Here is a 25,725-nt window from a genome sequence, read left to right on the forward strand (position 1 = left end):
CAGGTATTATTTATCAAGTTTGAATTCCCTGCTTTCGTGCATATTCAAACAGGTTCGACACCGACTCCAGGCCAAGTTTCTGCAGCATCCTGGTTTTATGCGTGCTGACGGTTTTGGAACTCAGGCAGAGACCATCGGCGATTTCACTATTGGTCTTTCCGCGCAGGATCAGATGCATGACCTGCCGTTCGCGGCGCGATAAGTCAGGAATCTTTCCGACGATCCGCTCCTGCTTCTGCTTCAGCAATTCCATCGGAAAGAAAGCATAGCCCGCCAGCACGGCATCGATGGCCCGGCGTATCTCGAACATATCCGATGTCTTGTAAAGCAGGCCCGACACGCCGGCGTTCACGCACTGCTCGGCAACTTCGCTCGCATAGTTTCCGGTCAGGACAAGAATCTTGGTGCCTTCGCTGCGCGCGTGAATACCATCGATGACTTCCAGGCCCGACACGCTGTCTTCAAGCATCAGATCCAGGATCAGCAGATCCGGCTTGTGATGGTGCGCCAGGCGGATCGCATGTGCGCCGCTTCCCGTTTCGGCCAGGACCCGATAATCACTTTCCAGGCTTGACCGTATCGCTACCCGGATCAGTGGATGGTCATCAACGATGATTATTGTTTGCATATATAGACCGCGCTAATCAGAAATAATTGCGTGCCAGTCAATAATAAGCAACAGGAACAGCCACTACTTATAAGCTGGTATCGCTCGCTTCCCGTCTATTGCGGCCCTGCACAGGTGCGAGAGGATACGCGCTAACTGCCGCCCGGTTATCGCCAGATACCAATTTGCGAATTTTCCTCAGCCGGGCCAAGCCATATTCCCACAAAGTTGCAGACAATTCGAGCATTACAAAGGGAGCCAGGCCGATACCGCCCGTTGACCCGAATGTCGACAATGCACTGTCCGCAATCAATGCAGACAACACAAACCCAACGTGACCTTCTCTGCGGATCGCAGTACCGCAGGTAAATCGATATCCATCGCCAAGAGGGTCTTGCCAGTTTGGCACGTTCAATTTCGGAATCAATGAGGTGTTTTACATGAAGAAAACTTTCATCGCGGCGGTGATCGCCTCGGTATCGAGCATCGCAACGTTGGGCGTCGCCCACGCCGAGGACGGCACGATCGACTTCACCGGCGAAATCGTGACCAACACTTGCACCATCGGCGGGGCCGGCAAGAACTTCAGCGTGGCCTTGCCGCCCGTGTCGACGACCTCGCTGGCTGCCGGCGGACAGACCGCGGGCACCACCGGCTTTGCCATCGAGCTGATCAACTGCGATCCGAAGAGCGGTCAGGTCACCGCGTTTTTCGAAGCGGACGCCGGCGTGGACATGAACAGCGGCCGCCTGAAAAACCTGACGCCCACTCCGGTCGGCGCGGGGAACGTCCAGGTTGAACTGCTGAACGAGAACTTCGGCCCGATCAAGATCGGCGCCCCCGTCAACCTGCAGAACCTGGTGTACGCCGACATCGACACCGTCACCGGCGGCGCCAAGCTGCAGTACTTCGCCCGCTACTACGCAACGGCCCTGGCCGAAGCGGGCGACGTGGACGCCAAGGCGCGCTACACGCTCACCTACCAGTAAGCCTACGCGCGGACACCGGCGCCGACAGGCGCCGGTTGGGAAGCGGGCCGCGCCTTGCCGCGCGCCCTGCTTCCCCGCATTCATATCCAATCAGTCTTGTCAGGAGCAGCACCGTGTGGCGCATTCTTCATAAAACGGCAGCGGTCGCGGGCATCGCCCTCATCCTCGCGCTGCACGGCGGCAACGCCGTGGCCAGCATCGTCATCACGGGCACGCGGGTCATCTATCCCGAGAACCAGCGTGAAGTGTCGGTGAGCCTGACGAACAATGGCCAATCGCCCGCCCTGGTGCAGGCGTGGCTGGACCGCGGAGACCCCAACGCCTCGCCCGAAACGATCGATGTGCCGTTCATGATCACGCCGACCATGTTCCGCCTCGACGCCTCGCGCGGCCAGGTCATCCGCCTGATCTATTCCAAAGAGCCGCAGCCGGCCGACAAGGAAACCCTGTACTGGCTGAATGTCCTGGAGATCCCGCCCCGCGCCGCCGGCGACCAGCCCAGCGCCAACAAGCTGCAACTGGCGATACGCACGCGCATCAAGGTGATGTTCCGGCCCGTCGGCCTGGCCGGGCGTCCCGAGGAATCGCCCGCGAAGGTGACCTGGTCGGTCGTGCCCGCGCCCGAAGGCAAGGGCTATCTGCTGAAGGGCACGAACCCGACGCCCTATTTCGTCAACCTGTCGCGCGTGTCGATCCAGACCGACGGCAAGACCTATCCCGCCGGCGCCGGCCATATCGCGCCGGGAGATTCCCAGGTGTTCTCGCTGCATGCGCTGCCCAAGGTCCCCAATGCCGGAGCGACGGTGCTCTATACGGCCTTGAACGACTACGGCGCCGGTGTCGACGCCAGCGCCATCGTCGACACCGTGCAGCGATAAGCGGCGGCCGACGGCCGGCCCGTTCCCTCCAAACGTAGTGCCTGTCCGCGCCCCTTGGCGCGCGGCCGAGACGCGTGTTGCCCGGCGGATAGCCTCGCTCTCCGCGCAAACCATCCCACCCACGGACGTTAGCCCAATGGATCAAAGAGACAACCGGCCGCGGCCCAGAGCCCGCGTTCCGCTCGCTTCGTGCGCCTTGCTTGCCGGCTTGGCCGGCGGTTGCGACAGCGCGGGCGCTCAGCCCGCCGGCGACATTCCGGCGGCGCAAAGCCCTGCCGTGGAGTTTGATCCCGCCTTCCTGCCCGCAGGATTCGGCGGCGGCATCGACCTTTCGCGCTTCTCGAAGGGCAGCTCCGTTCTGCCGGGCACGTACAACGTGGATGCCTACGTCAACGACGACTGGGTCGGCCGCGTCAGCGTGCCTTTCATGGCGTCCCCCGGCAGCCCCGATTCGGCGCAGCCGTGCTTCGACGCGAAGCTGCTGGCCAGACTGGGCATCTCGATCCACAAACTGCCCATCGATACGGGCCCTCGCCTGGAGGCGGCCGGCGGATGCCTGCCGCTGCCGGACCTGATAGACATGGCCGCGGCGACGTTCCAGCTGAACGAGCAGCGCCTCTACCTGAGCGTGCCGCAATCCGTCCTGGACCGCATGTCCAGAGGCTATGTCAGCCCCGATCAATGGAACTCGGGCGTCAATGGCGGCGTCCTGGGCTACGACTTGAACGCCTACCGCTACACCGGCGGATTCAGCGGCTCTTACACCTCGTACTACGCCGGCATCAATGCCGGCTTCAACGCGGGGGAATGGCGCTTCCGCCATGCCGGCTCGGCGCTTGGCAGCTCCGTCGGATCCAGTTCGTACAACACGATTTCCACCTACGGACAACGCGACGTGACCATGTGGAACGCGCAGCTCACGCTGGGCGACGCGTTCACCAGTGGCGACCTGTTCGACTCCGTGGCGTTCCGAGGCGTGCGCGTGGCGTCGGATGACCGTATGCTGCCCGACTCCATGCGGGGCTACGCCCCGCGTATCGCGGGCGTGGCGAACACGAACGCCCGCGTTCGCGTGACGCAGAACGGCATCGTCCTGTACCAGACGAACGTCGCCCCGGGCGCCTTCGAAATCGACGACCTGTATCCCACCGGATTCGGCGGCGATCTGCTGGTGGAAGTCCTGGAATCCGATGGCCGCCGCAGCAGCTTCGTCGTGCCCTTCGCGGCCGTGCCGCTTGCGCTTCGGCCAGGCGGCAATCGCTTCAGCATCACCGCCGGCGTGGTTCGCGATCCGTCGCTGCACCGCAAGCCCGAATACCTGGAAGCAACGTGGCAGCATGGCTTCACGAACGTGTTCACCGGCTACGGCGGTGTCACCACCGCGAACAGCACCTACGCGGCCGCGATCCTGGGCGGCGCGTTCAATACGTCGATCGGCGCCATTGGCGTGGACGTCACCCAGGCGGCCGCCCAGATCCCCAATTCGCCGGACTTCAACGGCACCAGCGCGCGCGTCAGCTTCAGCAAGCTGGTCACCGAGACCGACACGAACTTCGCGCTGGCGACCTACCGGTACTCCACCAGCGGCTTCCTGTCGCTGACGGACGCCATGTACGCGACCGAGTCCGCCCTGCGCGCGCCGGATGGCCAGAACCGGGTGATACGTCCTCGAAGCCGCACCCAGGCCACGATCAGCCAGGCGTTCGGCAGCGGGGGAGGCGTACTGAATCTCAACGCGTCCAGCGTGAACTACTGGAATCGCGGGGGCTCGGACATCAACTACGCCATCGGCTACACCAACAGCCTGGGGCGCGTCAGCTTCAACCTTTCCGCCAACCGCCAGCGGGACTGGAACGGCCGGATGGAGACGATCCTCTTCGCCAATATCTCGATTCCGATCGGACGGACGAACCCCGCCACGCTCAGCTCCAGCGTCACCCGCGAGAGCAGCGGCAGAAACAGCGTGCAGGCAGCGCTTTCGGCCAACCTGGGCGAACAGAACGAGTTCTCGTATGGCCTGAACGTGAACCGCAGTTCGGGCGGCGACCGGCATGCCCGCGACATCACCACGACGGGCGGCAACGTCACCTATCGCGCCTCCTCGGCGCAGTTGTCCGCCGGCGCCAGCCAAGGCGGCGGATTCTCGCAGGCATCGGTGGGCATACGCGGGGCCATCGTTGCGCACCCCGGCGGTGTCACGCTTTCCCAACCGGTGGGCGACACCATCGCCGTCCTGAACGCGGAGGGCGCCGACGGCGCGCGCGTGGTCTCCAGCCCCGGCGCGTCGGTCGACGGACGCGGCTATGCGGTCGTGCCTTACCTCACGCCTTACCGCATCAATACCGTGCAGCTGGACCCCAAGGGGCTGGACACGGACGTGGAACTCAAGGAAACGAGCCAGCAGTTCGCGCCAAGGGCAGGCTCGATCATGATGCTCAAGTTCGAAACGGATATCGGCCGTTCCGCATTCATCCGCGTGGAGCGGGCCGGCGGTGAAGCGCCGCCGTTCGGCGCCGCCGTGATGGATGAAGACGGCCGCCAGATCGGCACCGTGGGCCAGGCGGGCAGGGTCTTCGCACGCGGCCTGAAGGACACGGGCACGGCCACCATCACGTGGGGCACCGACGGGACGACCTCGTGCCGCATGGACTACGCCTTACCCCCGCCGCAGAAGAAGTCCGCCGACAAGCTCCTGTACCAGCAGATTTCGGCCACATGCCTGGCCGTCGCCGCCTCGAATCCCCATTCCAACCCTCAATCCAAGGGATCGCCATGAAGACCTGCCGAGCGCTTTGCCTAGTCTTGCTGCTGTCCGCCGGCCCCGCCGCCACCGCGTGGGGGCAGTCCTGCACGGTGGCGCAGATCACCAATTCCGGCCAGTTCCTGGCGACATTGACCGCGGTCAATGGGGGCACCGTGGACGGCAACACGCTGATCGTGAACGGACAGGCGCCGCTTGGCGCGGCCATAGGATCCGCGCAGTTCCAGGTCAATTCCGCCACCACGTTCACCGTGAATTGTCCCAGCACACCGGTGAGCCTGGTGTGGCGCCTTGCCAGCCCCGATTCCGAGAACGTCGCGCCGACCGGCATTCCCGGGGTCGGCATGAAAGTGAAGGTGAACGGCGTGCATCAGATGCAGCCCACGTTCTTCCAGACGTTCAACAGCTCTCCGATCTCCCAGTCGGACATCAGCATCCGAAGCCTGACGCTGGAGTTCATCCGCACGGGCGACATCGACTGGCAGGCCAAGACGATGAACACGACGCTGATGACGGGCAGCATTCAGCAGGCCCCGGGGTTCTCGACGTCCGTCGGCATGATCGGCACCATTCTGTCCATCCGGAAGGGCGCGCCCACCTGCAATGTCACGACCCCCGCGATATCCGTGCCCATGGGCCGCATCAACAGTGCGTCCCTGGAGAATGCCCCGAACATCGGCTTCGACATCGGGTTGCGCTGCGAGGGAGGCGACGCGGGCATCACGTCCAAGGTCTACGTCACGCTGACCGACACGAACTACCGGGCCAACCGCACGGACGTGCTGACCTTGCGCAACGACGGGTCCGGCAACCCCGTCGCGCAAGGCGTGGGCATTCAGCTCACCAACGCATCCGGCGCGGTCATCAAGTACGGCGAAGACAAGAAGGCCATCGATCCCACCAGCAACCAATGGCTTGCCGGCAACGCGGGCAATGGCGTTTTCAACATCCCGATCAGGGCGCGGTACGTCAAGACAGGCTCCACCGTGACGGCCGGTTCGGCCAACGCGCAGGCCACCTTCACGATCAACTATCTGTAGCCCCCAGACCGCCGCCCCCGCCACCGATGTTCCCGGACGCCCGGACAAGGCGGCCGGGCCGTTGGCGCGCCGCGTTCGGCGCGCGCCAGTCCGGCGGCGAATCGTTTCTTCAGCCTTACTGCGTATTCGATGCCTTACCTCTTTTCGGCGGCCCCACGGCGCGCCGCCAGCGCCGCGCCCGCCTCGACGCCCGATTCATGTTCGTCCCCGGCCGGGGCGGTTGGCGCGCGCATTCCCTTGCGCTGGGTGTTCGCGGCGTGCGCCATGAGCTATGCCTGCGCCGGCGCCGCGCAACTGATACCCAACGCGGGCGACGCATTGCGCGGTATCGAGGGGCCGCGCCCGGCGCTGGAACCGTCCGCGCCCCCCGTGCTGACTCGCCCTCCCGCGCAGACGGACGCGCCCCGTTCCCCCGCCGGCGATGAGGCCGGCGCGACGGTCATCGTCACCCGCTACGACTTCGAACAGAACACCGTTTTCGACGAGACGACGCTGCGCGCCCTGCTCGACGACACGCTGCACTCGCCGCAGAGCTTCCAGGCCCTGCAGGCGGCCGCCGCGCGCATCACCGCGTTCTATCACGAGCGCGGCTACGTGCTGGCGCGCGCCTATCTGCCGCCGCAGGAAATAGAGAACGGCCGCGTGCGCATCCGCGTGGCGGAAGGCCGGTACGACCAGATCGTGATCAACAACACGTCCCGCGTGCGTGACGCCGTGCTTGCGCGCCCTCTTGCGCCGCTGCGGCGGGACACACCGCTGCAGGCGGGTCCCCTGGAACGCAGCCTGCTCCTGTTGAGCGATCTGCCCGGCGTGGAAGTAAGCGGCACGCTACGCCCGGCCGGCACCCAGGGCGCCACCGACCTGGTGGTGGATGTGGCTCCAGGCCCGATGGTCTCGGGCAGCGTGGAAGCCGACAACCATGGCGGGCTCTACACCGGCGAGCATCGCCTGGGCGGCAGCCTGGACCTCAACAACCCGCTGGCGCTGGGCGACCAGGCGAGTCTCCGGCTGCTGGGCACCGACGGCCGGCAGCGCTACTACAGAGCGGCGTACCAGTTGCCCGTCACGCCCTGGTCCACCCGCCTCGGCGCGGCCCATTCGCAGATGCGCTATCGCCTGGGCAAGGAATTCGACGAACTGGACGCGCACGGCCGCGCAAACAGCGACAGCATCTTCATCAGCCAGCCGCTCCTGCGTTCCCGCAACCTCAGCGTGTACGGCCAGGTCCAGTACGAAAGGCAGCGGCTGCGGGACGACATCGACCTGTTCGAGCTCAGCAGCGAAAAGCGGCTGGATAGCTGGACGGCCAGCCTGAGCGCGAACGGACAGGACCGCATCCTGGGCGGCGGCCTGAGCAGCGGTTCGATCAGCTACAGCACCGGGCGGCTGCGCATTCTGGATGAGGACGAGCGCTACGTGGACCGGCGGACGGCCCGGACCGCGGGCCGCAGCCATCGCACCAACCTCGACGCGGCGCGGCTGCAACGCTTGAGCGACCGGTTCCAGCTTTACAGCCAGGCCAGTGCCCAGTGGGCGGGCGGCAACCTGGACAGCTCGCAGAAGTTCAGCCTGGGCGGCGCCTACAGCGTGCGCGCCTATCCCCTGGGCGCCGCAAGCGGCGACCAGGGATGGATGCTGGGCACGGAGTTGCGCTATCTGCCCGCGCCCGCGTGGCAACTCAGCACCTTCGTGGAGGGCGGCGCCGTGCAGTTCAACAAGCGGCCCTGGATGGCCGGCCGCAACCGCCAGACGCTCGGCGGCGCCGGCGTCGGCGCGCTCTGGACAGGCGACCGGCGCCAGATCGGCATGTCCCTGGCCTGGCGCATCGGCCGATACGACAAAGCCACGGGTCCCGAGCGCTCTCCGCGGATCTGGCTGCAAGCCGCCCAGTACTTCTGAGCCCGTTCCTATCCCTCGTTTTTTCCGACCCGCCCCAATCCCCGGGGCGGCATTTGTTCAACATCTATCGCGGAGTCGACATGAACAAAACCTATTCCTTGATCTGGAATCACTCGAAACACTGCTGGACCGTGGCCAACGAACACGCGCGCCGGCATGGCAAACCGGGCGGCGGCCGCCGCCTGATGCTGGGCCTGGTCGCCTTGCTTGGCGTATCGGGCGCCGCCACGGCGCAAAATCTTCCCTTTGATGGCAAGGTGGTCGCCGGCAGCGGTGTCATCTCGGTCTACAACGACAACAAGAGCATGATGATCAGCCAGTCCACCGACAAGCTGATCCTGAACTGGCGAGACTTCAGCGTCGGCGCTGGCAATTCGGTGTCCTTCAACCAGCCCACCAGCACCTCGATCGCGCTGAACCGCGTAACCGGCGGCAATGTCAGCAACATCCAGGGGCGCATCGACGCGAACGGCCGCGTGTTCCTGGTCAACCCGAACGGCATACTGTTCGGCAAGACCGCGCAGGTGAACGTGGGCGGGCTGATCGCGTCCACGCAGGAAATGTCCGACGCCAACTTCCTGGCCAGCAACTACCGCTTCGCCGGAACCTCCACCGCCAGCATCCAGAACGACGGTACGATCACCGCCACGCAAGGCGGCAGCGTGGCCCTCTTGGGCGCCAAGGTAAGCAATAACGGCGTCATCCAGGCGCAGCTCGGCAGCGTTGCGCTGGGCGCGGCCAACGCCTTCACGGTGAACTTCGACGGCAGCGGCCTGCTCAACCTGCAAGTGGACCCGACCACGATGGACGTGCTGGCCAAGAACGGCGGCCTGCTGCGCGCGGATGGCGGGCAAGTGCTGATGACGGCCAATTCCAGCTCGGCGTTGCTGCAGACGGTGGTGAACAACCAGGGCACCATCGAAGCCAGGACGCTGAACAACAAGTCGGGCAGGATCGTGCTGGATGGCCACGGCCAGGGCACCGTCCAGGTCGCGGGCGTTTTGAACGCCAACGCCATGAACACGGTGGGCAATGGCGGCTCCATCGTGACCAATGGCGCCAATGTCCAGGTGGCGCTCGCAACCCAGGTGGACACGCGCGCGACCAATGGCCAGTACGGTTCGTGGACCATTTCGGCCCCGGAAATCAATGTCAATGCGACGGGCGTCAATCCCGTGTTCGTGTCGCTCCACGCGGATACGCTGTCGCGCAACCTGGCCACCACGAACATCACGCTCGAAAGCACGGTCGGCAACCTTTACCAGGAGGGTCCGATCACCTGGGCCGCGCCGACCAGGCTGACCATGAAGGCGGCCAACGACGTCAACCTCAAAGGGGACATCAGCGCCTCGGGCATGTCTTCCGGCCTCGCGCTGGAGCAGGGCGGCGTCTATCGCCTGGCGCCCGGCAACCGCATCAGCCTGACGGGCACCGGCGCGACGTTCAGTTCCAACGGCAACCAGTACAACGTCATCCAGAATCTGGCGCAGTTCCAGGCCGTGGGCAACAACCTCAATGGCCTGTACGTGCTGGGTGCCAACATTTCCGGGGCGAACAAATCGTTCAACGCGATCGGCAGCGGCGCGGCGTTCACCGGCGTGCTGGATGGTCTGGGCAATACGATTTCCAACGTCGCGATCACGGGCACCGGCCCGTATATCGGGCTGATCGGCAACAACGCCGGCACGATATCGAACCTCAACCTGATGAGCAGTTCGGTATCGGGAGCCAGTTCCCAAGCCTCCATGGTCGAAATCGGCGCCATCGCCGGCCGCAACAGCGGCACGATCACCAACGTCACCAGCGACACGCGCGTCTCGGCGGACGCGACGCGCACCAACACGGCCGGGGGCCTTGTGGGCGTGAACACCGGCACGATCCGGGCCTCGCGCATTTCGGGGGGCTCGGTCGCCGGCAACAACTACACCCAGGCCTTGGGCGGCGTGGCCGGTGAAAACCGCGGGGGCCAATTGATCGAACTCACGTCCGCGGCGGCCGTCATGGCGAACTCGATGCAACGCAACGCGACAGGCGGCGTGGGCGGCATTGCCGGCCTGAACAACGGCGGCAGCATCTTCAACGCCACGGTGACGGGCAATGTCGCGACGCTGAACAGCGGCCTGAACGCCGGCGGCATAGCCGGCTACAACCGCGGCGGCGGCGTCATTGCCAACGCCTTGTCCACTGGCGCGGTCTCCGGCTACTTCACCAGCATGGTGGGCGGTCTTGTGGGTCTGAACGAAAACGCGGTCATCCGCGACTCCTACACGGTCAGCAGAACCACCGGCTCCGGCGCGACGGCCGTCGGCGGCGCGGTCGGCATGAACCAGCAGGGGGGCATCGTCAGCAACGTGCGCGCGGAAGGGGCCGTGAGCGACACGGCGGCCGCCAACATCGGCGGGCTGGTCGGCGCGAACAATGGCGGTGAAATCAACTCTGGCGAGGCGCGCGGCGCCGTCACCGGCGGCACGAACTCCCTCGTCGGCGGCCTGGTGGGCAGCAACAACGGCGGCAACGTCACCTACTCCGTCGCGCACGGCAACGTGACGGGCGGCAGCACCAGCCAAGTGGGGGGTCTGGCCGGCTACAACAGCGGCAACCTGATCCAGGTGGCCGCCAGCGGTGAAGTCTCTGCCGGCACGGGCAGCCGCGTCGGCGGCCTGGTGGGCACGAACGCGGCGTCGGCCGGCTATGTCATCGACTTTGCCAGCGCCAGCGGCAACGTGAAGGGCGAGAGCCGCAGCGAAGTCGGCGGACTGGTCGGGTCGAACCAGGGCGAGATCAGGAACGCGTCGGCAAGCGGCATGATCAGCGGCGGCACCTATGCCACATTGGGAGGCCTGGTCGGCTCGAACCAGGGCAAGATATCGCAGTCGGTGGCCAGCGGCAAAGTCAACGTCCTGTCGAACTATTATGTCCAGGTCGCGGGTGGTCTGGTTGGCATCAACTACGGCGAGATGAAGGGCAATTCCGCATTTGGCGAAGCCGCCAAGCTGCCGGCGGTGGGTGCCAACTACGGCACGATCGACTAAGCGGTTCCTTCCGGCTTGCAAAGCCGGATATGGAACGCGCATGGACCTCCCGGACTAACTTCCGGGAGGTCCATACGGCGAAGACATCAAAGGTATTCGATCGTCGCGATATAGGCGCGAACGCGAACGCCTTTCGCGTCCGGCTGCAGCATCACCGGCGCCATGCCCACATGGGAATAGGTTTTAGGCGCAACGTCTTTCCCCGCCGCCCCCCGTTGCGGACACTGCACTTTCCCTTGTGGATTGTCCAGGCCGCCAACGACTCGCACCGAACACTCGGCGGGTACGAATACGCTTCCGCGGAAATGAATGACACCAGCCGCCTCATCAGCGGCATTCGCCGTGACGGGGACGAGCAGCGCCGCGCCTGTTGCCAGTGCGCAATACAGTCCGAGCTTAGCCATAAACCACCTCTCTTCTTGAGTTCGAGGTTGAGCTCGCCGGAAATCCGGCGGTCTGCATCGGTTGCGGCGGCTCGGCAAAAGCGAAAGCGCGGGTTCCTGGTTAAGTGACGAGGGGGTTGAGCTACCACAACATGCATTGATGGTGTCTGCTATCTCTCGGTCTGCCGCTATATTGCGCTTGGGATCGCCGGGGTCTCAATCAGGGGAATTACGGATAAGCGGCAATGGTCAGAACTCCGTCGAGACCGACAGCAGCACCGTCAACGGCGCCCCGACCGTCAGGCCCTCGCGCGCGGCGGATTGCCAGTAGTTCTTGTTCAATACGTTCTCGACCGTTGCGCGCACGACGACGGGCTTGCCGTTGGCGTTGAACGCATAGCGCGCGCCCACGTCAAAGCGCGTCCAGCCGGGAATCTCCTGGGTATTGCCGACGTCGACGATCTGGGAGCTCGTGCGCAGCATCCGCGCGGTCAGCGTCAGGCCCGGCAGAAACGGCGTGTCCCATTCCGCCGCCGCGTTGAACTGAAAGCGCGGCACGGCCGGCGCCCGGTTGCCGTCGTTGACCCCGCCCTCGGTGCGGGTCAGGCGCGCATCCGTGTAGGCCACGCCGCCCAACAGCCGGACGCTGCGCGCCGCCTCGCCCTGCACCAGGAACTCGAGCCCGCGATTGCGCTGCTGCCCGTTCGACACATAGCGCTGCGTGTCCGGATCCAGATAACTGCTGGGACGATCGATCTGAAAGGCGCTGACCGTGGTGGCGAAATCGCCGAAGTCATACTTGGCGCCCACCTCGAACTGCTTGGAGATTTCCGGAGCGAACACCTCCCCTGCGTTGAGCGAACCTTCCGGCGCCGTGCCGCCCTGGCTCAGGCCCTCGATGTAGTTCCCATACAGCGACAGGCGCTCGGTGGGCCGGACCGTCAGCGCGAAGGCGGGCGTGATCGCGGACTTGTCATAGTCGGACGACTGCCGTCCCGTGGCGGCATCGAAGTTGGCGGACTCTATCCGCTGGTGCCTGAAGCCCGCGATGAGCTGCACGCGGTCGTCCGCCAGCGAGATGGTGTCGGCCAGGGCAATGCTGTAGAGCCGCGACTCGCTGGTCTTGGGCAGATCGCCGGGGCGGGCGATATCCGGCTTGGCCAGATCGGCGGGACGATAGATGTTGGAAAACACCGTGGTGGAACGGATGCGGGCGGACGAGTAATCGATGTCCAGCACACTGGCGCTCAAGGCGGGCTCGTGCTTGAGCGCACCGGTCTGGAAGCGTCCACGTACCCCGACCTCGCCCGTCTTGCTGGTCAGGGATTCATCCAGGCGTGCCGGCACCGCGCCGATGTTTCCCGCGCCATCCAGCATGAGCCAGCTCGTCTGCATGCTTTCAAAATCGTGCTTGCGCGCGCCCAGCGCGCCATACACCGTCCAGTCCGGTGTCACGTCGTATTCCGCGCGCAACGCGCCCGACCATTCCTTGGTCTTCCAGTAGGTCCATGACGGAAAGAAGTTCCGCCGCGCATCGGGCGCATCGCCTATCTGCACGCCGGCGGGCGGCGGGAACAGCAAGCCGCTGCGGGCATCGGTGGTGCGGTTCTGGTAGTTGATGTCGCCTTCGATGCGGAAGCGCTCGCTCTGATAGTCCAGGCCCAGGGCCACCGCGCCCAGGTCTTCCCGGGCGCCGTCCATCGGCAGGTCGCCGCCGCTGCCGGCCACATTGAGACGCACGCCGAATTCCTGGCTGTCGCCATAGCGGCGCGCCAGATCGGCATGCGCGCCGAACTGGCTGTCGCCGATGTAGGACACCGTAAAGCGGTTCAGCGGATCCGGGCCCGCCCGCTTGGGCACCAGGTTGATCGAGCCACCCACGGAACCATAGGGCGCCATGCCATTCAGCAGGGCATTGGGGCCGCGCAGCACTTCCACCCGTTCCACGCCGATCAGCGAACTGGAGTTGCGCGGCGATACGCCATACAGCCCGTTGAAGGAAACGTCGTAATTGAAGAGCGAAAAGCCACGGATGTTGAACTCGTCGCGGCCCGCCCCGCGCGAGTACGTGTTGCGAACCGACGGATCGTTGACCAGCACGTCGCCGATGTTCTGCGCCTGCTGATCCTCGATCAGCTTGGACGTGTACTGGGTCGCGCTGAAGGGCGTGTCCATGTCGTCGCGGTTGCCCAGCAGCCCCAGGCGGCCGCCCCGCGCCACCTGGCCGCCCGGATACACGGGCGGCAGGCCGCTGGACACCGCGCTGCCGGTGACGGTCACCGACTCCAGCAGCGCCGCCTCGGCGCCCGGCTGCACGCTGAGCCGATACTGGTCCGGCGCCTCGCGGGTTGCGCGCAGCCCGGTGCCGGCCAAGGCCAGCCCCAGCGCGTCCTGGCTGGAATAGCTGCCACGCACGCCATTGCTGTGGCGGTTGGCCACCAACGCCGGCGTGGCCGCAAGCAAAATCCCCGATTCATTGGCCAGCCGTGTCAGCACCTGGTTCAGCGGCGCGGGCGGAATGTCGAAAGCAAACACGTCCGCCCTCTGGTCCGCCCCGCCCTGCGCGGCCTGCGCCCGGGCCGCCGGCCCCCAAACCGCCGATACCGCGATGGCCAGCGCCAGAGGCAGGCCCCACGCCCGCAGCCGGCGGCGGGCCGATGTCAGAGCGCGCGCGCTGGGCACGGCGGGCGCCGCTACAGAGGTGGGAAAACGTTGGGACATGACGGGCCTGGGTTCTCGTGCGAATGCGTGAAAGGGAAGCGAGAGGCGCAGCGAACGCGGCTTGCCCGGGCGGGTCTCAAGCCCGGGTTCTGCTCTCACTATCCTTAATCGAACGAGGTGCCGAAATGCGGAACCGTCCAACCCAACTATTTTTCAGGCGCGCGGCTCGATGCTGATCCACCAGGGCAGCGTCCGGCGCATACGGATCGGCAGCACCGACGCCAGCATCTCCAGCGCGCGCTCCGCGTCATTGATCGGATAGCTGCCGAACACGCGCAGGCGTTCAAGCTCGGGCGCGATGCCCAGGTGGCCAAAGTGGTAGCGGCGCAACTCGTCGACCACCTCCGCCAGGGACGTGTCATCGGCCACCAGCACGCCGCGCGTCCAGGCTTCCCGCCCCAGATCCGCCGGCGCGTCCGTATCCAGCGCGTCCGCCGTAAAGCGCGCTTGCCGCCCCGCCGGCACGATGCCGGTGGCGCCGGAGGCCGCCGTATCGACACGGACCGCGCCCTCATGGACGGCGATCAGGACCCGGCCCGCTTCCTGGCGCACGGTAAAGCGCGTGCCCAGTGCCTGCAGCCTGCCCTGCGCGGTATCCACCACGAACGCACGCCGCGGATCCGGCGCGGTGCCGATGAGCAGTTCGCCGGCGACCAGTTGCAGGCGGCGCAGCCTGTCGCTGTAGTCGGCGTTGAATGCGCTCAGGGCCTTGAGCCAGACTTCGGAACCGTCGGGCAGCGCGATGCGGCGGGTTTCCCCGACGCCCGCGCGATGGTCTGCGCCCCAGGTCGACGCCAGGGCGGGCAATGGCGTCTGGCGCCAGGCGGTCCACCCCAGGCAGCCCACGCCCAGCGATCCGGCCAGGCCCAGCAACAGTTGCCGACGCCGCCGCGGCGCCACGCCCGCGGCCTGGCGAAACGCCGATACGGCGGCATCCCGGTCCGGACTGGATTGCAGCGGCGCGAACCTGCGGCCGATACGCTCGACGTAGTTCCAGGCCTGCCGATGCTCGGGCGCGCGGTCGAACCACTGCTGCCATTGCAGGCGCTCGGCGGCCGACGCGTCGCCGGCACGCATCAGCGCATACCATTCGGCGGCCTGCTCCATGACGCGATGAGACGGCTCATGGCCTGGCGTATCGGCGATGTTCATGGCAAGGAGGGGCAGGCAGCCGCGTCGCGCGGGCCACGCGGGCCGTCCGGCTGGCCGGGCGCCAGCCGCGCTTCGAGTTTCAGGCAGCACAGCATCGCCTGGGCGATGTACTTGCGCACCATGCGGGAGGACACGTTGAGGATATCCGCCACTTCCTGGTCCGTCATTTCGCAGGCCACCGCCATGACGAAGGCGTGGGCGACCTTGGGCGGCAGTTCGCGCAGCATGGCGTCGATCTCGCCCAGCGCTTCAAGCACGATGGCCTGCTGCTCGGCGGACGACGCGGTGGGCTCCGGCTGCGCCGCCAGGGTCTCCAGCCACGCCTGCTCGAGGTTGCGGCGGCGCCACAGATCGATGCACATGCCGTCGGCCATCTTGCGCAGATAGGACCGGGCCTGGCGCGCATCGTCGAAATGACAGGGCCGCGTCAACAGGCGCACAAACGCGTCATGCGCCAGATCCGCCGCATCCGCCGCATTGCCCAAGCGCCAATTCACCCACGCCAGCAGCCAGCCATGATGGTTGCCATAGAGGCGCTCGATGTCATGGGACACCCCTTCCGATCCGCTCACGATCCCGCCTGCCCGCGACAACCGCTCGCATAATGTGGAATGCGAACGGTTATCAATTATCAGTAAAGCGCAGATTATGGCCCGGGGCCGAGCGGTTTGGCAACCGCCCTTTTCAGCCCAGGTATTCCACGTTGCCGCAGACCGAAATGCTCTGGCCGCTGATCATCGCCCCTTCGTCCGAGCATAAAAAAGCGACCTGGTTGGCCACGTCCTCGGGGCTGGTCATGCGGCGCAGCGAGACCTTCTCCACGAGCTGATCGCGCATGTCATCGTTGCTGACGCCGCCCGCGGCGGCGCGGGCGGCAATCACGCGCTCGACCCGGTCGCCGGACACGACACCCGGCAGGACCGAATTGACACGGATGTTGGAAGGTCCCAATTCCATGGCCCAGGTTTGCATCAAACCGCCCAGTCCGAATTTGCTGGCGCTGTAGGGTGATCGTAGCGAGAACCCCAGGCGCCCCGCGACCGAGGAAATGTTGACGATGGATCCGCCCCCCGCAGCGCGGAGCAGCGGCACCGCGCTGCGCGCGCACAGGAAGGTGCCGGTCAGGTTGACGTCCAGGGTGCTTTGCCATGCGTCCAGCGTCGTGTCCTCGAGCCGGCTCGTGGGTCCGGACACGCCCGCGTTGTTGATCAGCGCATCGAGCGCTCCCCAAGTCGCGGCCAACTCGTCGAACAGGGCCAGGACCTGGGCTTCGTCCGAGACATCCGTCACGCTTGCGCTCAAGGCTGGGTACTGGTCCCTGGCGGCCTGGCAGGCTTGCGCGTCCACATCGCAGATATGCACGTCGGCGCCCGCCGCCAGGAATTTGCGGGCGATCGCCAGGCCAATACCCTGCGCGCCCGCCGTGACCAGGATACGGGCCCCTTTCAGCGATTCGCTCATATCGCGAACTCCGGACGTATGCCGCGTTGCAACGGCAAGCCGAGAATCTCGCGCGCCTCCGCGGGCGTGGCGGGTTCCATGTCCATCTCGCGGATGATGCGCACGATGCGTTCGGTCAACTGGACGTTGGTGGCCAGTTCTCCGTGGCGGTAGTACAGGTTGTCTTCCAGCCCGACCCGCGCATGCCCGCCCAGCAGGAGCGCGCTGATATTGGCCTCAAGCTGCGCCGGCCCGATGCCGCTGACGCAGAAGATGCTGTTCTTGGGCAGCAGGTCGACCATCATCTGCAGATGACGGGGCGAGAACGGCATGGCGTTCTGGAAATTCCGGTGCACGTTCATGACCAGGTTGATGAAGTGCGGCCCTTCGTCCAGTCCTTCATTGATCAGCGTCGTCGTGTCCTGCAGGATGTGCGTCGGGCTGAACACCTCCCATTCGGGCTTGATGCCCCGCGCCTGCATGCCGGCCGCCAGCTCGCGCGCCTTGCTCAACGGCGTGTTCATCAGGTATTCGCGGTCTCCGAAAGCAAGATTCAGGGTGGTGGCGTCCAGCGTGCACATCTCGGCGCCCGCATCCATGCCCTTGAGCCGTTCCTCCCACAGGATTTCCCAGGTTCCCGGCGAAGTCTCCTTCACCATGTCGCCATGCACTCCCCCGCCCGTCGAGTTGTTCAGGACGATGTCGCAACGCTCGCGGATAAGCTGGTTCATCTGGCGATAGACCGCGGCGTCGCAGGTGGCCAGATCGTCCGGACGCCGCGCATGCAGGGCCACCACGCTGGCGCCGGCGTTGTAGCAGCGGTAGACGTCCTGGGCGATTTCGGCCGGCTGGGTCGGCAGATGCTCGTTCTGGCTTTTCAATGCCATGCCCCCGGTCGGGGCGATGGTGACGATCACTTTGCGTTTGGCCATCATGGTTCTCCTAGGATTTCCAGAGCGCGCAGCGGCTCTCGGCCTGGGTGGTAAAGGCCTGATTGCCGTCGATGGCCTGCAGAACCGTGAAATAGTCCCAGGGTTCCTTGGACTGTTCCGGCGTCTTGACCTGCAGCAGGTACATATCGTGCACGACGCGGCCATCCGGGCGGACGACGCCGTCTTTGATATACATGTCGTTCAGCTTGTTCTCCCGCAGATGGGCAAGCACCCGGTCGGCGTCATCGGTGCCCGTGGCCTTGACCGCACGCAAGTATTGCAGCGCCGCCGAATAGTCCGCGGCCTGAAGCGACGAGGGCATGGCCTGGCGCCGGTCGAAGAACTTGCGGCTCCAGGCGCGAGTCCCGTCCGACGCGTTCCAGTACCAGCTGTCCGTCAGGTACATGCCCTGCGCAGCCGGCAGCCCCATGGCGTGGATATCGTTGATGAACATGATCATGCCGGCCAGCTTCATGGTCTTGGTGATGCCGAACTCGTTGGCCGCCTTGATCGCGTTCGTGGCGTCGGCGCCGGCATTGGCCAGCGCAAGAATGTCGGCCTTGCTGCCTTGCGCCTGCAGCAGAAAGGAAGAAAAGTCGCTGGACGACAGGGGATGCTTGACCGAGCCCAACACGGTGCCGCCGCCCGCCTTGACCACCGTGGTCGTGTCGGCCTGCAGCGCGTGGCCGAAGGCGTAATCGGCTGTCAGGAAGTACCAGCTCTTGCCGCCCGCCTTGACGACCGCCGCGCCCGTGCCGCGCGCTTGCGCAACGGTGTCGTAGGCGTAGTTAAGGGTGTACGGCGTGCATTGCTCGTTGGTCAGCGCGGGGGCCCCCGCGCCCACCACGATGATCGGCTTCTTCTTGTCCGCGGCCACCTTGGACATGGCAAGCGCGGTGCTGGAATTGGTGCCGCCTATCAGCATGTCCAGGCCGCGCTGGTCGAACCACTCGCGAGCCTTGGCCGAAGCGATATCCGCCTTGTTCTGGTGGTCCGCCGTCAATAGCTCGATCTTCTTGCCGTTGATCTCGCCGCCCATTTCCTCGATCGCCATCTTGATGGCTTCCGCGCCACCTGGACCGTCGGGTCCGGAGTAGACGCCGGACATATCGGTAATGAAGCCGATTCGGATGACATCGTCGGAAATCTGCGCGCTGGCGGCATTGGCGTACAGGAGCGTGACGGCCATTCCGCAGGCCATCGCGGTGGCGGACAATCTGCTTGGCATTGACAACATACCGGTCTCCTCTTATGGTTTTTTGGCCCGTAGGGCGTCAACTATTCTGCGACCGGGCTGCCCCTTGGACAGTCATCATGTTGACAAAGCACCCTAGGGTTTACCTAAGCGGCATCCCCCAAACGAACAGGGAAGGAATATGCGCGGATCGCCTGCCCAGGCCAACCACCCGTCAAGCGCGAACCGGCGCCCGGGGCGATGCCCGGTCGACAAAATGCTCGACGTCGTGCCCTGGTACAAGGGATTGCCCGAACTGGAGCGGGATGTGGTCCGCTCGGAACTGCGCACGGTGTCGCTGGCCACGGGCGAATACCTGTTTCGGCCGGGCTCCCGGTCGCCTGGCTGGTACGGCGTGGTGGAAGGCCTGGTGAAGTGGTCCTCCCCCGGCACCGACGGCAGGACGCTGTCGCTCGCCGGCTTCAGCACCGGAAGCTGGTTTGGCGAGGCCACCATGATCCGCCGTGAACGCTTTGAATACGAAGTGGTCGCCTTGAGACCGAGCCGTATCGTGATCCTGCCGCGCGATGCCTGCGAGCGCCTATGGAACAACAACATCGAATTCACCAAGGCGTTGATGACGCACCTGGCCCAGCGGGTGAACTGGCTGATGGGCAGCTACACCGGGAACATGCTGCTCGACGTCGACACCACGGTGGCGCGCGCCGTTGCGGCGCAACTCGACGCCGAGCTGTATTCGGGCACCCACGGGCGCTTGAAGATCTCCCAGGAAGAGATCGCCAGCCTGTGCGGCGTTTCGCGGCAGCGCTGCAATACCGCGTTGACCCGGCTGGCCCGCGCCGGCGTACTGCAAACGCATTACGGCGGACTGACGGTGCTGGACACGGACGCGCTGTACCGGTTTGCGAAGATCAGCCGCACGCCGGGAACGGACAGGGGGCCGGCCTAACCCGCCACGCCGGCAAGCTGGCCTTCGCGGCGAACGCGATAAGAACCTTGCGCGGCCGAACGGTTCAGGCCGCTTCGCGCGTGGCGCGCTGCGCGATGAACAGCCCCGCAAAGACCAGCGCCATCGAAACGACGAAGATCCACGATGGCAATTGGCGGCTTCCGATGAGTTCGATGGCCGCGGCCGTGACGGGCCCCAGCATTTGAAAACCCATCACGCGGCTGGCCGGCGCGCGCGCCAGCGCCCAAAGCAGGCACAGATAGCCGACTCCGCTGGAAAATCCGATGAACAGGACGTGCGCCCATTGGCCCGCGGAAAGCGCGGGCGCCAGGGGTTTGCCGGTCAGCCAGCAGAAGGCGGCAAGCAATGCGACCGACGCGCACATCGCCAGGGCGCTGGTCGGCAATACCGGATAGCGCTGCAGATAGGGGCGATACAGGATACTGCACACGGCGCCGATCAGTGTGGCGCCAATCAGCGCGGCGTAGGCCAGGAGGGTTCCGCCGCCCGGACTTTCAATCGCGTGTCCCGGCGCATAGCCCAACAGCAGCGCCAGGCCCGCAACCGCCACGAGCAGGCCGCAGAGCTTTTTGGCGCTGAAGGCTTCCCGTCCGAAAGCGACCGCCAGCGCAAGGGTAAACAAGGGCAAGGACGAGAACACCAGGGCGCAGGTGGCGGCCGGCAGCGTGCGCAAGGCGTAATTCAGAAGGACGATCAGCACGCCGAACTGGAAAACCCCCAACCCGCACACGGCAACGGCGTCCGGCCAGGAATAGCGGGGACGCGCCACGGCCAGGGCGGGCAGCGCCAGGAACGCGACGCCCACCAGATAACGCAGGAAGGCGAGCGCCTGGGGCGACACCGCATCCGTCACCGCGCGCGTGGACACCATCGCCGCGCCCACCAGGATGCCGGTGGCCGCTGCCGCCAGCGTGGCCTTGGATTGTTCGTTCACAGGTCGCGGGCAAACACCTGGCCCACCAGGTCCTTGCCAAAGCTATGGTGCGTTTCTTCTTCGACCAAGGCAAAACCTGCGCGGTCATAGATGCGCCGCGCATCGGTAAGCACGCTATTGGTCCACAGCACCATCCTGGCATAGCCCGCCTGGCGCGCGAAGCGCAGGCATTCGTCCACCAGCCGGCTCCCGATGCCCAGGCCGCGCGCGGCGGGATCGACGTACAACAGCCGCAGCTTCGCCGTGGCGGCATCCTGCTCGACGATGAACACGGAACCCACCACCTTGCCATCCTTTTCGGCGATCCAGCACCGTTCCCGCGCCGGCTTGAACTCCCGCACGAACTTCGAGACGATCTCGGCCACCAGGGCCTCGTACTCGTTGTTCCAGCCGAATTCCTGCGCATACAGCAGCGCCTGGCGATGGATCACGTATCCCAGGTCGCCGGGGTACGGATCCCGCAGCACATAGCTTTTCTCGGTGGGATCGAGCAACGCGCGGATCCGCGCCATGGCATCCAGCAATTGCGCCTGCCGCAGTTCCGGCAGCCGGGCCAACATCGCGCTGACTTCCTTGCGCGATGCCTGATTGAGCGGCTCGAACACCTTGCGTCCCTGCTCGGTCAGGTTGAGCTGGATCGCGCGCGCGTCATTGGGCGACCGGCTCTTGCCCACCAGCCCCTTTTTCTCGAAGCCCGATATCACCCGGCTGACATAGCCGGCGTTCAACCCCAGCTCCTGGCAAAGATCGGACGACGTCAGCCCCTGGCGGTGCGCCAACTCGTACAGGATGCGGACTTCCGTCAGCGAAAACTCGCTTTCCAGCAAGTGTTCGTGCAGCACACCGATCTGGCGGGTGTAATAGCGGTTGAAGCTGCGGACAGCCTCCGCGCGCTGGGTCAGTGTGTCGAGTACCATTTGCCAAATTCCAGTAAATACTTGCCTCAAGCAATTATTCACCGGGATTGGCATTACGGCAAGCGCCCGAGCGCCCTTGTGTCAATATCCGGCCATCGTTCCCTGATTCTGGAGTCTCTGCCTTGTTTCGCAGATTTGAAGGTCGACTCGACCCCTTCCCGTCCGAAAATGTCCCGCCGCCCCCCAAGGGCTTTTTCGCGTTCCTCTGGTTTTGCACGCATGGATCGCGCCGCTACATCGCCGCGCTGGCGGTGCTGAGCGCCGGTGTTTCCATCTACGAAGCCTGGCTGTTTGCCTTCCTGGGGCAGATCGTCGATTTGCTCACGGTCTGGCAGGCGGGCGACCCGGCGTCGGCGCATGAACGCCGCGTGCTCTGGAGCATCGGCATTGTGCTGTTCGCCAGCATCGGCCTGGTGACGCTGCGCACGCTGGTGCAGCACCAGATACTGGCCATCAACCTGCCCCTGCGCCTGCGGTGGGACTTTCACCGCATGATGCTGCGGCAAAGCCTGTCGTTCTTTGCCGACGAATTCGCGGGCCGCGTCACCACCAAGGTCATGCAGACCGCGCTGGCGGTGCGCGAGGTGCTGCTCACCTTCTGCGAAATCGCGCTTGGCATCGTGGTCTATTTCTTCACCATCGTGGCGCTGGCCGGCGGTTTCGATTGGCGCCTGATGCTGCCGTTCGTTGGCTGGCTGGCGCTGTACGGATTGGCCATGGTGTACTTCGTGCCCAGGCTGGGCAAGGTCGGCAAGGAACAGGCGCACGCGCGGTCCTCGATGACCGGGCGCGTGACCGACGCGTATTCCAACATCACCACCGTCAAACTCTTTTCGCACACCAACCGCGAGGCCCGGTTCGCTCGGGCCGCAATGGAAGACTTCAAGAACACGGGCTATCTCCAGATGCGCCTGGTCAGCCAGTTCGAGATCGTCAACCAGATACTGGCGACCGCACTGATTCTGTCGGCGGGAGGCTATGCGCTGTGGCTGTGGCACGGCAGTGAAATCGGCACCGGCGCGGTCGCTGCCGTCACGGCCATGGCGTTGCGCGTGAACGGCATGTCGCACTGGATCATGTGGCAGATGACATCGCTCTTCGAGAGCATCGGCACCGTGCAGGACGGCATCGCCACCCTGACCCACGTTCCGAAAGTGCAGGACGCGCCCCAGGCAGCGCCGTTGCGCGTCACGCGCGGCGAGGTCGAATTCGACGACGTCTACTTCAACTACAACGGCGAGCGCCAGGTGCTGGACGGCCTGAGCCTCAAGGTGCGTCCCGGCGAGAAGATCGGCCTGGTGGGACGCTCGGGCGCCGGCAAATCCACCCTGATCAATCTGCTGCTGCGCTTCTACGATGTGGACCGCGGGCAGATACGCATCGACGGGCAGGATATCTCGCAGGTCACCCAGGACAGCCTGCGCAGCGCCATCGGCATGGTCACGCAGGACACCTCGCTGCTGCATCGATCCATCTGCGACAACATCTCCTACGGGCGTCCCGACGCGGATCCCGCCGAGGTCCGTGCCGCCGCGGCCCGCGCCCAGGCAGACGACTTCATTCAGCAGTTGAGCGATTCGCATGGCAACAAAGGCTACGACACGCTGGTCGGCGAACGCGGCGTCAAGCTCTCCGGCGGTCAGCGCCAGCGGATCGCCATTGCCCGCGTCATGCTCAAGAACGCCCCCATCCTGCTGCTGGACGAAGCCACCAGCGCGCTCGATTCGGAGGTCGAAGCCGCGATTCAGGAAAGTCTGGACGAAGTCATGCAAGGCAAGACAGTCATTGCCATCGCCCACCGGCTTTCGACCATCGCGGCGATGGATAGGCTGATCGTGATGGATCAAGGCCGCATCATCGAAGCAGGCAGCCATGCCGAACTATTGAATAAGGGCGGGGTCTACGCCCGCCTGTGGCGCCACCAGAGCGGCGGATTTTTGGCGGAGGAGCTGGAACAGTAGGGCGCGGCGGATGGCGCGGCTGTGCGAAATCACCAGCCCCCCCGGTTAGTCACAATTGCTCCCGTGAGATCTCTAATCTACAATTAGAGTTCCCAAGGGACGCTTAATCATGGAACTTCCCCTTCCTTTTCCCGTGGATCGTGCGATCCGGAAGCTCGGCAGCGACATTTCCTTGGCTCGCAGGCGGCGACACATCTCGCAGGCCTCGCTTGCCGAGCGCATGGGCGCGTCCCTGTCTACCGTGCGCCGCATGGAGAAAGGCGACAGCAAGGTGCCCATCCACTTCTTCGCCCGAGCCCTGCACGTCTTTGGCGAAATCCAGGCACTCGAGCACCTCTTGGACACGCCGAACGACGAGATCGGGTTGACGCTGATGGACGAGCAGTTGCCCAAACGCGTTCGCAGCAAGCCCGGCGGATCTTCGGGAGCTCTGTAATGGCGATCGCCCCACCGACCCGCCAACAGGTCCAGGTATGCATTGGCAAGGCTGGGCTGCCGCTAGGCTCACTCGTGTACGTACAGCAAGGCAGGCGCCAGAACTGCGCCTTTGCCTATGACGAGACCTGGCTGGCCAACCCTGAACGGTTCAACATATCGGCAGACCTGCAACTCATGCCAGGGCATCAGTCACACAAGGCTGCCTCGCCGCATGACTCCGTATTCCACGGCGCGATTGCCGATACGGTTCCCGACGCCTGGGGCCGTCGCGTCATAGCCCGCGACCACGCCAAGCGCCGTCGCACCGCTCCGAAACTGCCGCCCTTGACCGAGTTGGACTATCTACTGGCGGTGGACGATTTCAGCCGTGTGGGTGCATTGCGCCTGCGCGATCAGAATGGAACCTGGCATAGAACCGCGGCTGAGGGGCGGCGCACTACCCCACCGATAATCGAACTCGAACATATTTACCAAGCCAGCCGCGCCGTCGAGCGCGGGCAAGAGACAGCGGAAGACCTCCGCTACCTGCAAGGCAAGGGCACATCGCTCGGTGGCATGCGTCCCAAATGCACCATAGTGGACGAAGACGGCAGGCTTGCCATCGGCAAGTTTCCCAGCCTGAACGATGCGCGCAGCGTCACGCGCGGCGAGGTCCTGGCGTTGAAGCTGGCACAGTTGGCGGGCATCGATTCCGCGCCTGCGCGCATCGTCACCATGGCCGAGGTACCCGTGGCGGTCATCCGACGTTTCGATCGTGACGGCGACGACGGCCGCATTCCCTATCAATCAGCCGCATCGCTGTTGCAAGCCTCGCGAGAGGAAGACCGCAGCTACACGGAAATTGCAGACGCCATCCGCTCCCACGGCCACGCACCGACTCAGGATTTACATGAACTCTGGCGCCGCCTCGTTTTCAACTTGTTGATCACGAACGTCGACGATCACCTGCAGAACCATGGCTTCCTGCATGTGGAACATGGACTGTGGCGGCTTGCGCCTGCGTTCGACATCAACCCGTTCCCGGACAAAGAACGAGAGTCAAAGACTTGGCTATCCGAGGAAGACGGACCGGTAACCGATGTGAATATGTTGCTAGCCCGCGCGCCCTACTTCGGTCTCGATAGGAAGCAAGCTATGCGTATTTTGGCGAAAGTCCATGCGGCGGTATTGAACTGGCGGCAAGTCGCTTTAGGTGCTGGGGTCGGACTGCGCGCACACGAGCTGGACGATTTTGCAGCAGCGTTCGATCATGGGCAGATAGAGGCAACTGCCGCCCTGCTTGAAGGGTAAAAGAGTTACTCCCGCTGCCCTCGAGCATGGGGGTGCCACAGGCGTTCACGTCCCAAACTGACGCGATGGGTATGAAGCGTGATTGGAGCGGGTGAAGGGAATCGAACCCTCGTATGAAGCTTGGGAAGCTGCCGTTCTACCATTGAACTACACCCGCTCGGGTGTCGTGCCGCGATCATGAAACCG

General features: G+C 65.0%; 20 protein-coding genes and 1 tRNA gene. 10 read left to right on the plus strand and 11 right to left on the minus strand.

The genetic code is table 11. From position 1 onward, the window contains the following. Window positions 1-13 precede the first annotated feature (13 nt). Window positions 14-628, minus strand: coding sequence for a response regulator transcription factor (locus tag ASE30_RS16670; RefSeq protein WP_057285397.1), 615 nt, complete (start codon window positions 626-628; stop codon window positions 14-16). A gap of 419 nt (window positions 629-1,047) precedes the next feature. Here ASE30_RS16670 and ASE30_RS16675 point away from each other — a divergent pair, with 419 nt between their 5' ends. The 6 genes from ASE30_RS16675 to ASE30_RS16700 all read left to right on the plus strand — a co-directional run bounded on the left by ASE30_RS16675 (window position 1,048) and on the right by ASE30_RS16700 (window position 11,206). After that, window positions 1,048-1,596 (plus strand): fimbrial protein, encoded by a 549-nt coding sequence (locus ASE30_RS16675; protein ID WP_156407692.1) that lies wholly within the window; start codon window positions 1,048-1,050, stop codon window positions 1,594-1,596. Window positions 1,597-1,709: 113 nt separating this feature from the next. Next, the gene (locus ASE30_RS16680; RefSeq protein ID WP_235515277.1) at window positions 1,710-2,474 is read left to right on the plus strand and encodes a molecular chaperone; all 765 of its coding nucleotides are present in this window, start codon (window positions 1,710-1,712) and stop codon (window positions 2,472-2,474) included. Between the two features lie 277 nt (window positions 2,475-2,751). Next, on the plus strand, window positions 2,752-5,250 hold the full coding sequence (locus ASE30_RS16685; protein ID WP_162259932.1) for a fimbria/pilus outer membrane usher protein: 2,499 nt from the start codon (window positions 2,752-2,754) through the stop codon (window positions 5,248-5,250). Continuing rightward, window positions 5,247-6,275, plus strand: coding sequence for a fimbrial protein (locus ASE30_RS16690; protein ID WP_162259933.1), 1,029 nt, complete (start codon window positions 5,247-5,249; stop codon window positions 6,273-6,275). Before ASE30_RS16685 ends, ASE30_RS16690 begins: the two co-directional genes overlap by 4 nt. 129 nt (window positions 6,276-6,404) lie before the next feature. Next, complete coding sequence (locus ASE30_RS16695) at window positions 6,405-8,174, plus strand: ShlB/FhaC/HecB family hemolysin secretion/activation protein (RefSeq protein WP_235515278.1); 1,770 nt, start codon at window positions 6,405-6,407, stop codon at window positions 8,172-8,174. A gap of 80 nt (window positions 8,175-8,254) precedes the next feature. Beyond that, complete coding sequence (locus tag ASE30_RS16700) at window positions 8,255-11,206, plus strand: filamentous hemagglutinin N-terminal domain-containing protein (protein ID WP_057285402.1); 2,952 nt, start codon at window positions 8,255-8,257, stop codon at window positions 11,204-11,206. 86 nt (window positions 11,207-11,292) lie between these two features. Here the strand turns inward: ASE30_RS16700 and ASE30_RS29025 are convergent, their stop codons facing one another. The 7 genes from ASE30_RS29025 to ASE30_RS16730 all read right to left on the minus strand — a co-directional run bounded on the left by ASE30_RS29025 (window position 11,293) and on the right by ASE30_RS16730 (window position 19,062). Continuing rightward, a complete protein-coding gene (locus tag ASE30_RS29025; RefSeq protein ID WP_156407693.1) occupies window positions 11,293-11,610 on the minus strand; it encodes a hypothetical protein in 318 nt (105 codons plus the stop codon). 228 nt (window positions 11,611-11,838) lie between these two features. Next, window positions 11,839-14,310: a TonB-dependent receptor gene (locus ASE30_RS16705; RefSeq protein WP_082601615.1), complete on the minus strand. Its 2,472-nt coding sequence runs from the start codon at window positions 14,308-14,310 to the stop codon at window positions 11,839-11,841. 153 nt (window positions 14,311-14,463) lie between these two features. Further along, window positions 14,464-15,462, minus strand: coding sequence for a FecR domain-containing protein (locus ASE30_RS16710; RefSeq protein ID WP_235515279.1), 999 nt, complete (start codon window positions 15,460-15,462; stop codon window positions 14,464-14,466). Continuing rightward, window positions 15,459-16,037 carry a sigma-70 family RNA polymerase sigma factor gene (locus ASE30_RS16715; protein ID WP_369819343.1) on the minus strand — a complete coding sequence of 193 codons (579 nt, stop codon included), beginning with the start codon at window positions 16,035-16,037 and terminating at the stop codon, window positions 15,459-15,461. The genes ASE30_RS16710 and ASE30_RS16715 overlap by 4 nt, the downstream gene beginning before the upstream one ends. 109 nt (window positions 16,038-16,146) lie before the next feature. After that, window positions 16,147-16,923, minus strand: a complete 777-nt coding sequence (locus ASE30_RS16720) for an SDR family oxidoreductase (protein WP_057285404.1) — start codon at window positions 16,921-16,923, stop codon at window positions 16,147-16,149. Next, window positions 16,920-17,834, minus strand: a complete 915-nt coding sequence (locus ASE30_RS16725) for a 3-keto-5-aminohexanoate cleavage protein (protein WP_057285913.1) — start codon at window positions 17,832-17,834, stop codon at window positions 16,920-16,922. Before ASE30_RS16725 ends, ASE30_RS16720 begins: the two co-directional genes overlap by 4 nt. A gap of 10 nt (window positions 17,835-17,844) precedes the next feature. Beyond that, window positions 17,845-19,062: an ABC transporter substrate-binding protein gene (locus ASE30_RS16730; RefSeq protein ID WP_156407694.1), complete on the minus strand. Its 1,218-nt coding sequence runs from the start codon at window positions 19,060-19,062 to the stop codon at window positions 17,845-17,847. 223 nt (window positions 19,063-19,285) lie between these two features. Between ASE30_RS16730 and ASE30_RS16735 the strand changes: the two genes are divergently transcribed. Next, entirely contained in the window at window positions 19,286-19,978 is a 693-nt protein-coding gene (locus ASE30_RS16735) for a Crp/Fnr family transcriptional regulator (RefSeq protein ID WP_057285405.1), read from the plus strand. 64 nt (window positions 19,979-20,042) lie between these two features. On the opposite strand, the gene ASE30_RS16740 is transcribed toward ASE30_RS16735, so the two are convergent. Further along, window positions 20,043-20,933, minus strand: coding sequence for a DMT family transporter (locus tag ASE30_RS16740; protein ID WP_057285406.1), 891 nt, complete (start codon window positions 20,931-20,933; stop codon window positions 20,043-20,045). Then, window positions 20,930-21,850: a bifunctional helix-turn-helix transcriptional regulator/GNAT family N-acetyltransferase gene (locus ASE30_RS16745; RefSeq protein WP_057285407.1), complete on the minus strand. Its 921-nt coding sequence runs from the start codon at window positions 21,848-21,850 to the stop codon at window positions 20,930-20,932. Before ASE30_RS16745 ends, ASE30_RS16740 begins: the two co-directional genes overlap by 4 nt. Before the next feature lie 122 nt (window positions 21,851-21,972). Here ASE30_RS16745 and ASE30_RS16750 point away from each other — a divergent pair, with 122 nt between their 5' ends. The 3 genes from ASE30_RS16750 to ASE30_RS16760 all read left to right on the plus strand — a co-directional run bounded on the left by ASE30_RS16750 (window position 21,973) and on the right by ASE30_RS16760 (window position 25,539). Then, window positions 21,973-23,811, plus strand: a complete 1,839-nt coding sequence (locus ASE30_RS16750) for an ABC transporter ATP-binding protein (protein WP_057285408.1) — start codon at window positions 21,973-21,975, stop codon at window positions 23,809-23,811. A 109-nt stretch (window positions 23,812-23,920) separates the two neighbouring features. Further along, complete coding sequence (locus ASE30_RS16755; RefSeq protein ID WP_057285409.1) at window positions 23,921-24,247, plus strand: helix-turn-helix transcriptional regulator; 327 nt, start codon at window positions 23,921-23,923, stop codon at window positions 24,245-24,247. Further along, window positions 24,247-25,539, plus strand: a complete 1,293-nt coding sequence (locus ASE30_RS16760) for a type II toxin-antitoxin system HipA family toxin (protein WP_057285410.1) — start codon at window positions 24,247-24,249, stop codon at window positions 25,537-25,539. The genes ASE30_RS16755 and ASE30_RS16760 overlap by 1 nt, the downstream gene beginning before the upstream one ends. An 83-nt stretch (window positions 25,540-25,622) precedes the next feature. Here ASE30_RS16760 and ASE30_RS16765 read toward each other — a convergent pair. Further along, window positions 25,623-25,696: transfer RNA gene (locus ASE30_RS16765), tRNA-Gly, on the minus strand. Window positions 25,697-25,725 lie beyond the last annotated feature (29 nt).

Source organism: Achromobacter sp. Root83 (genome assembly GCF_001428845.1).
Classification (GTDB): domain Bacteria; phylum Pseudomonadota; class Gammaproteobacteria; order Burkholderiales; family Burkholderiaceae_B; genus Achromobacter.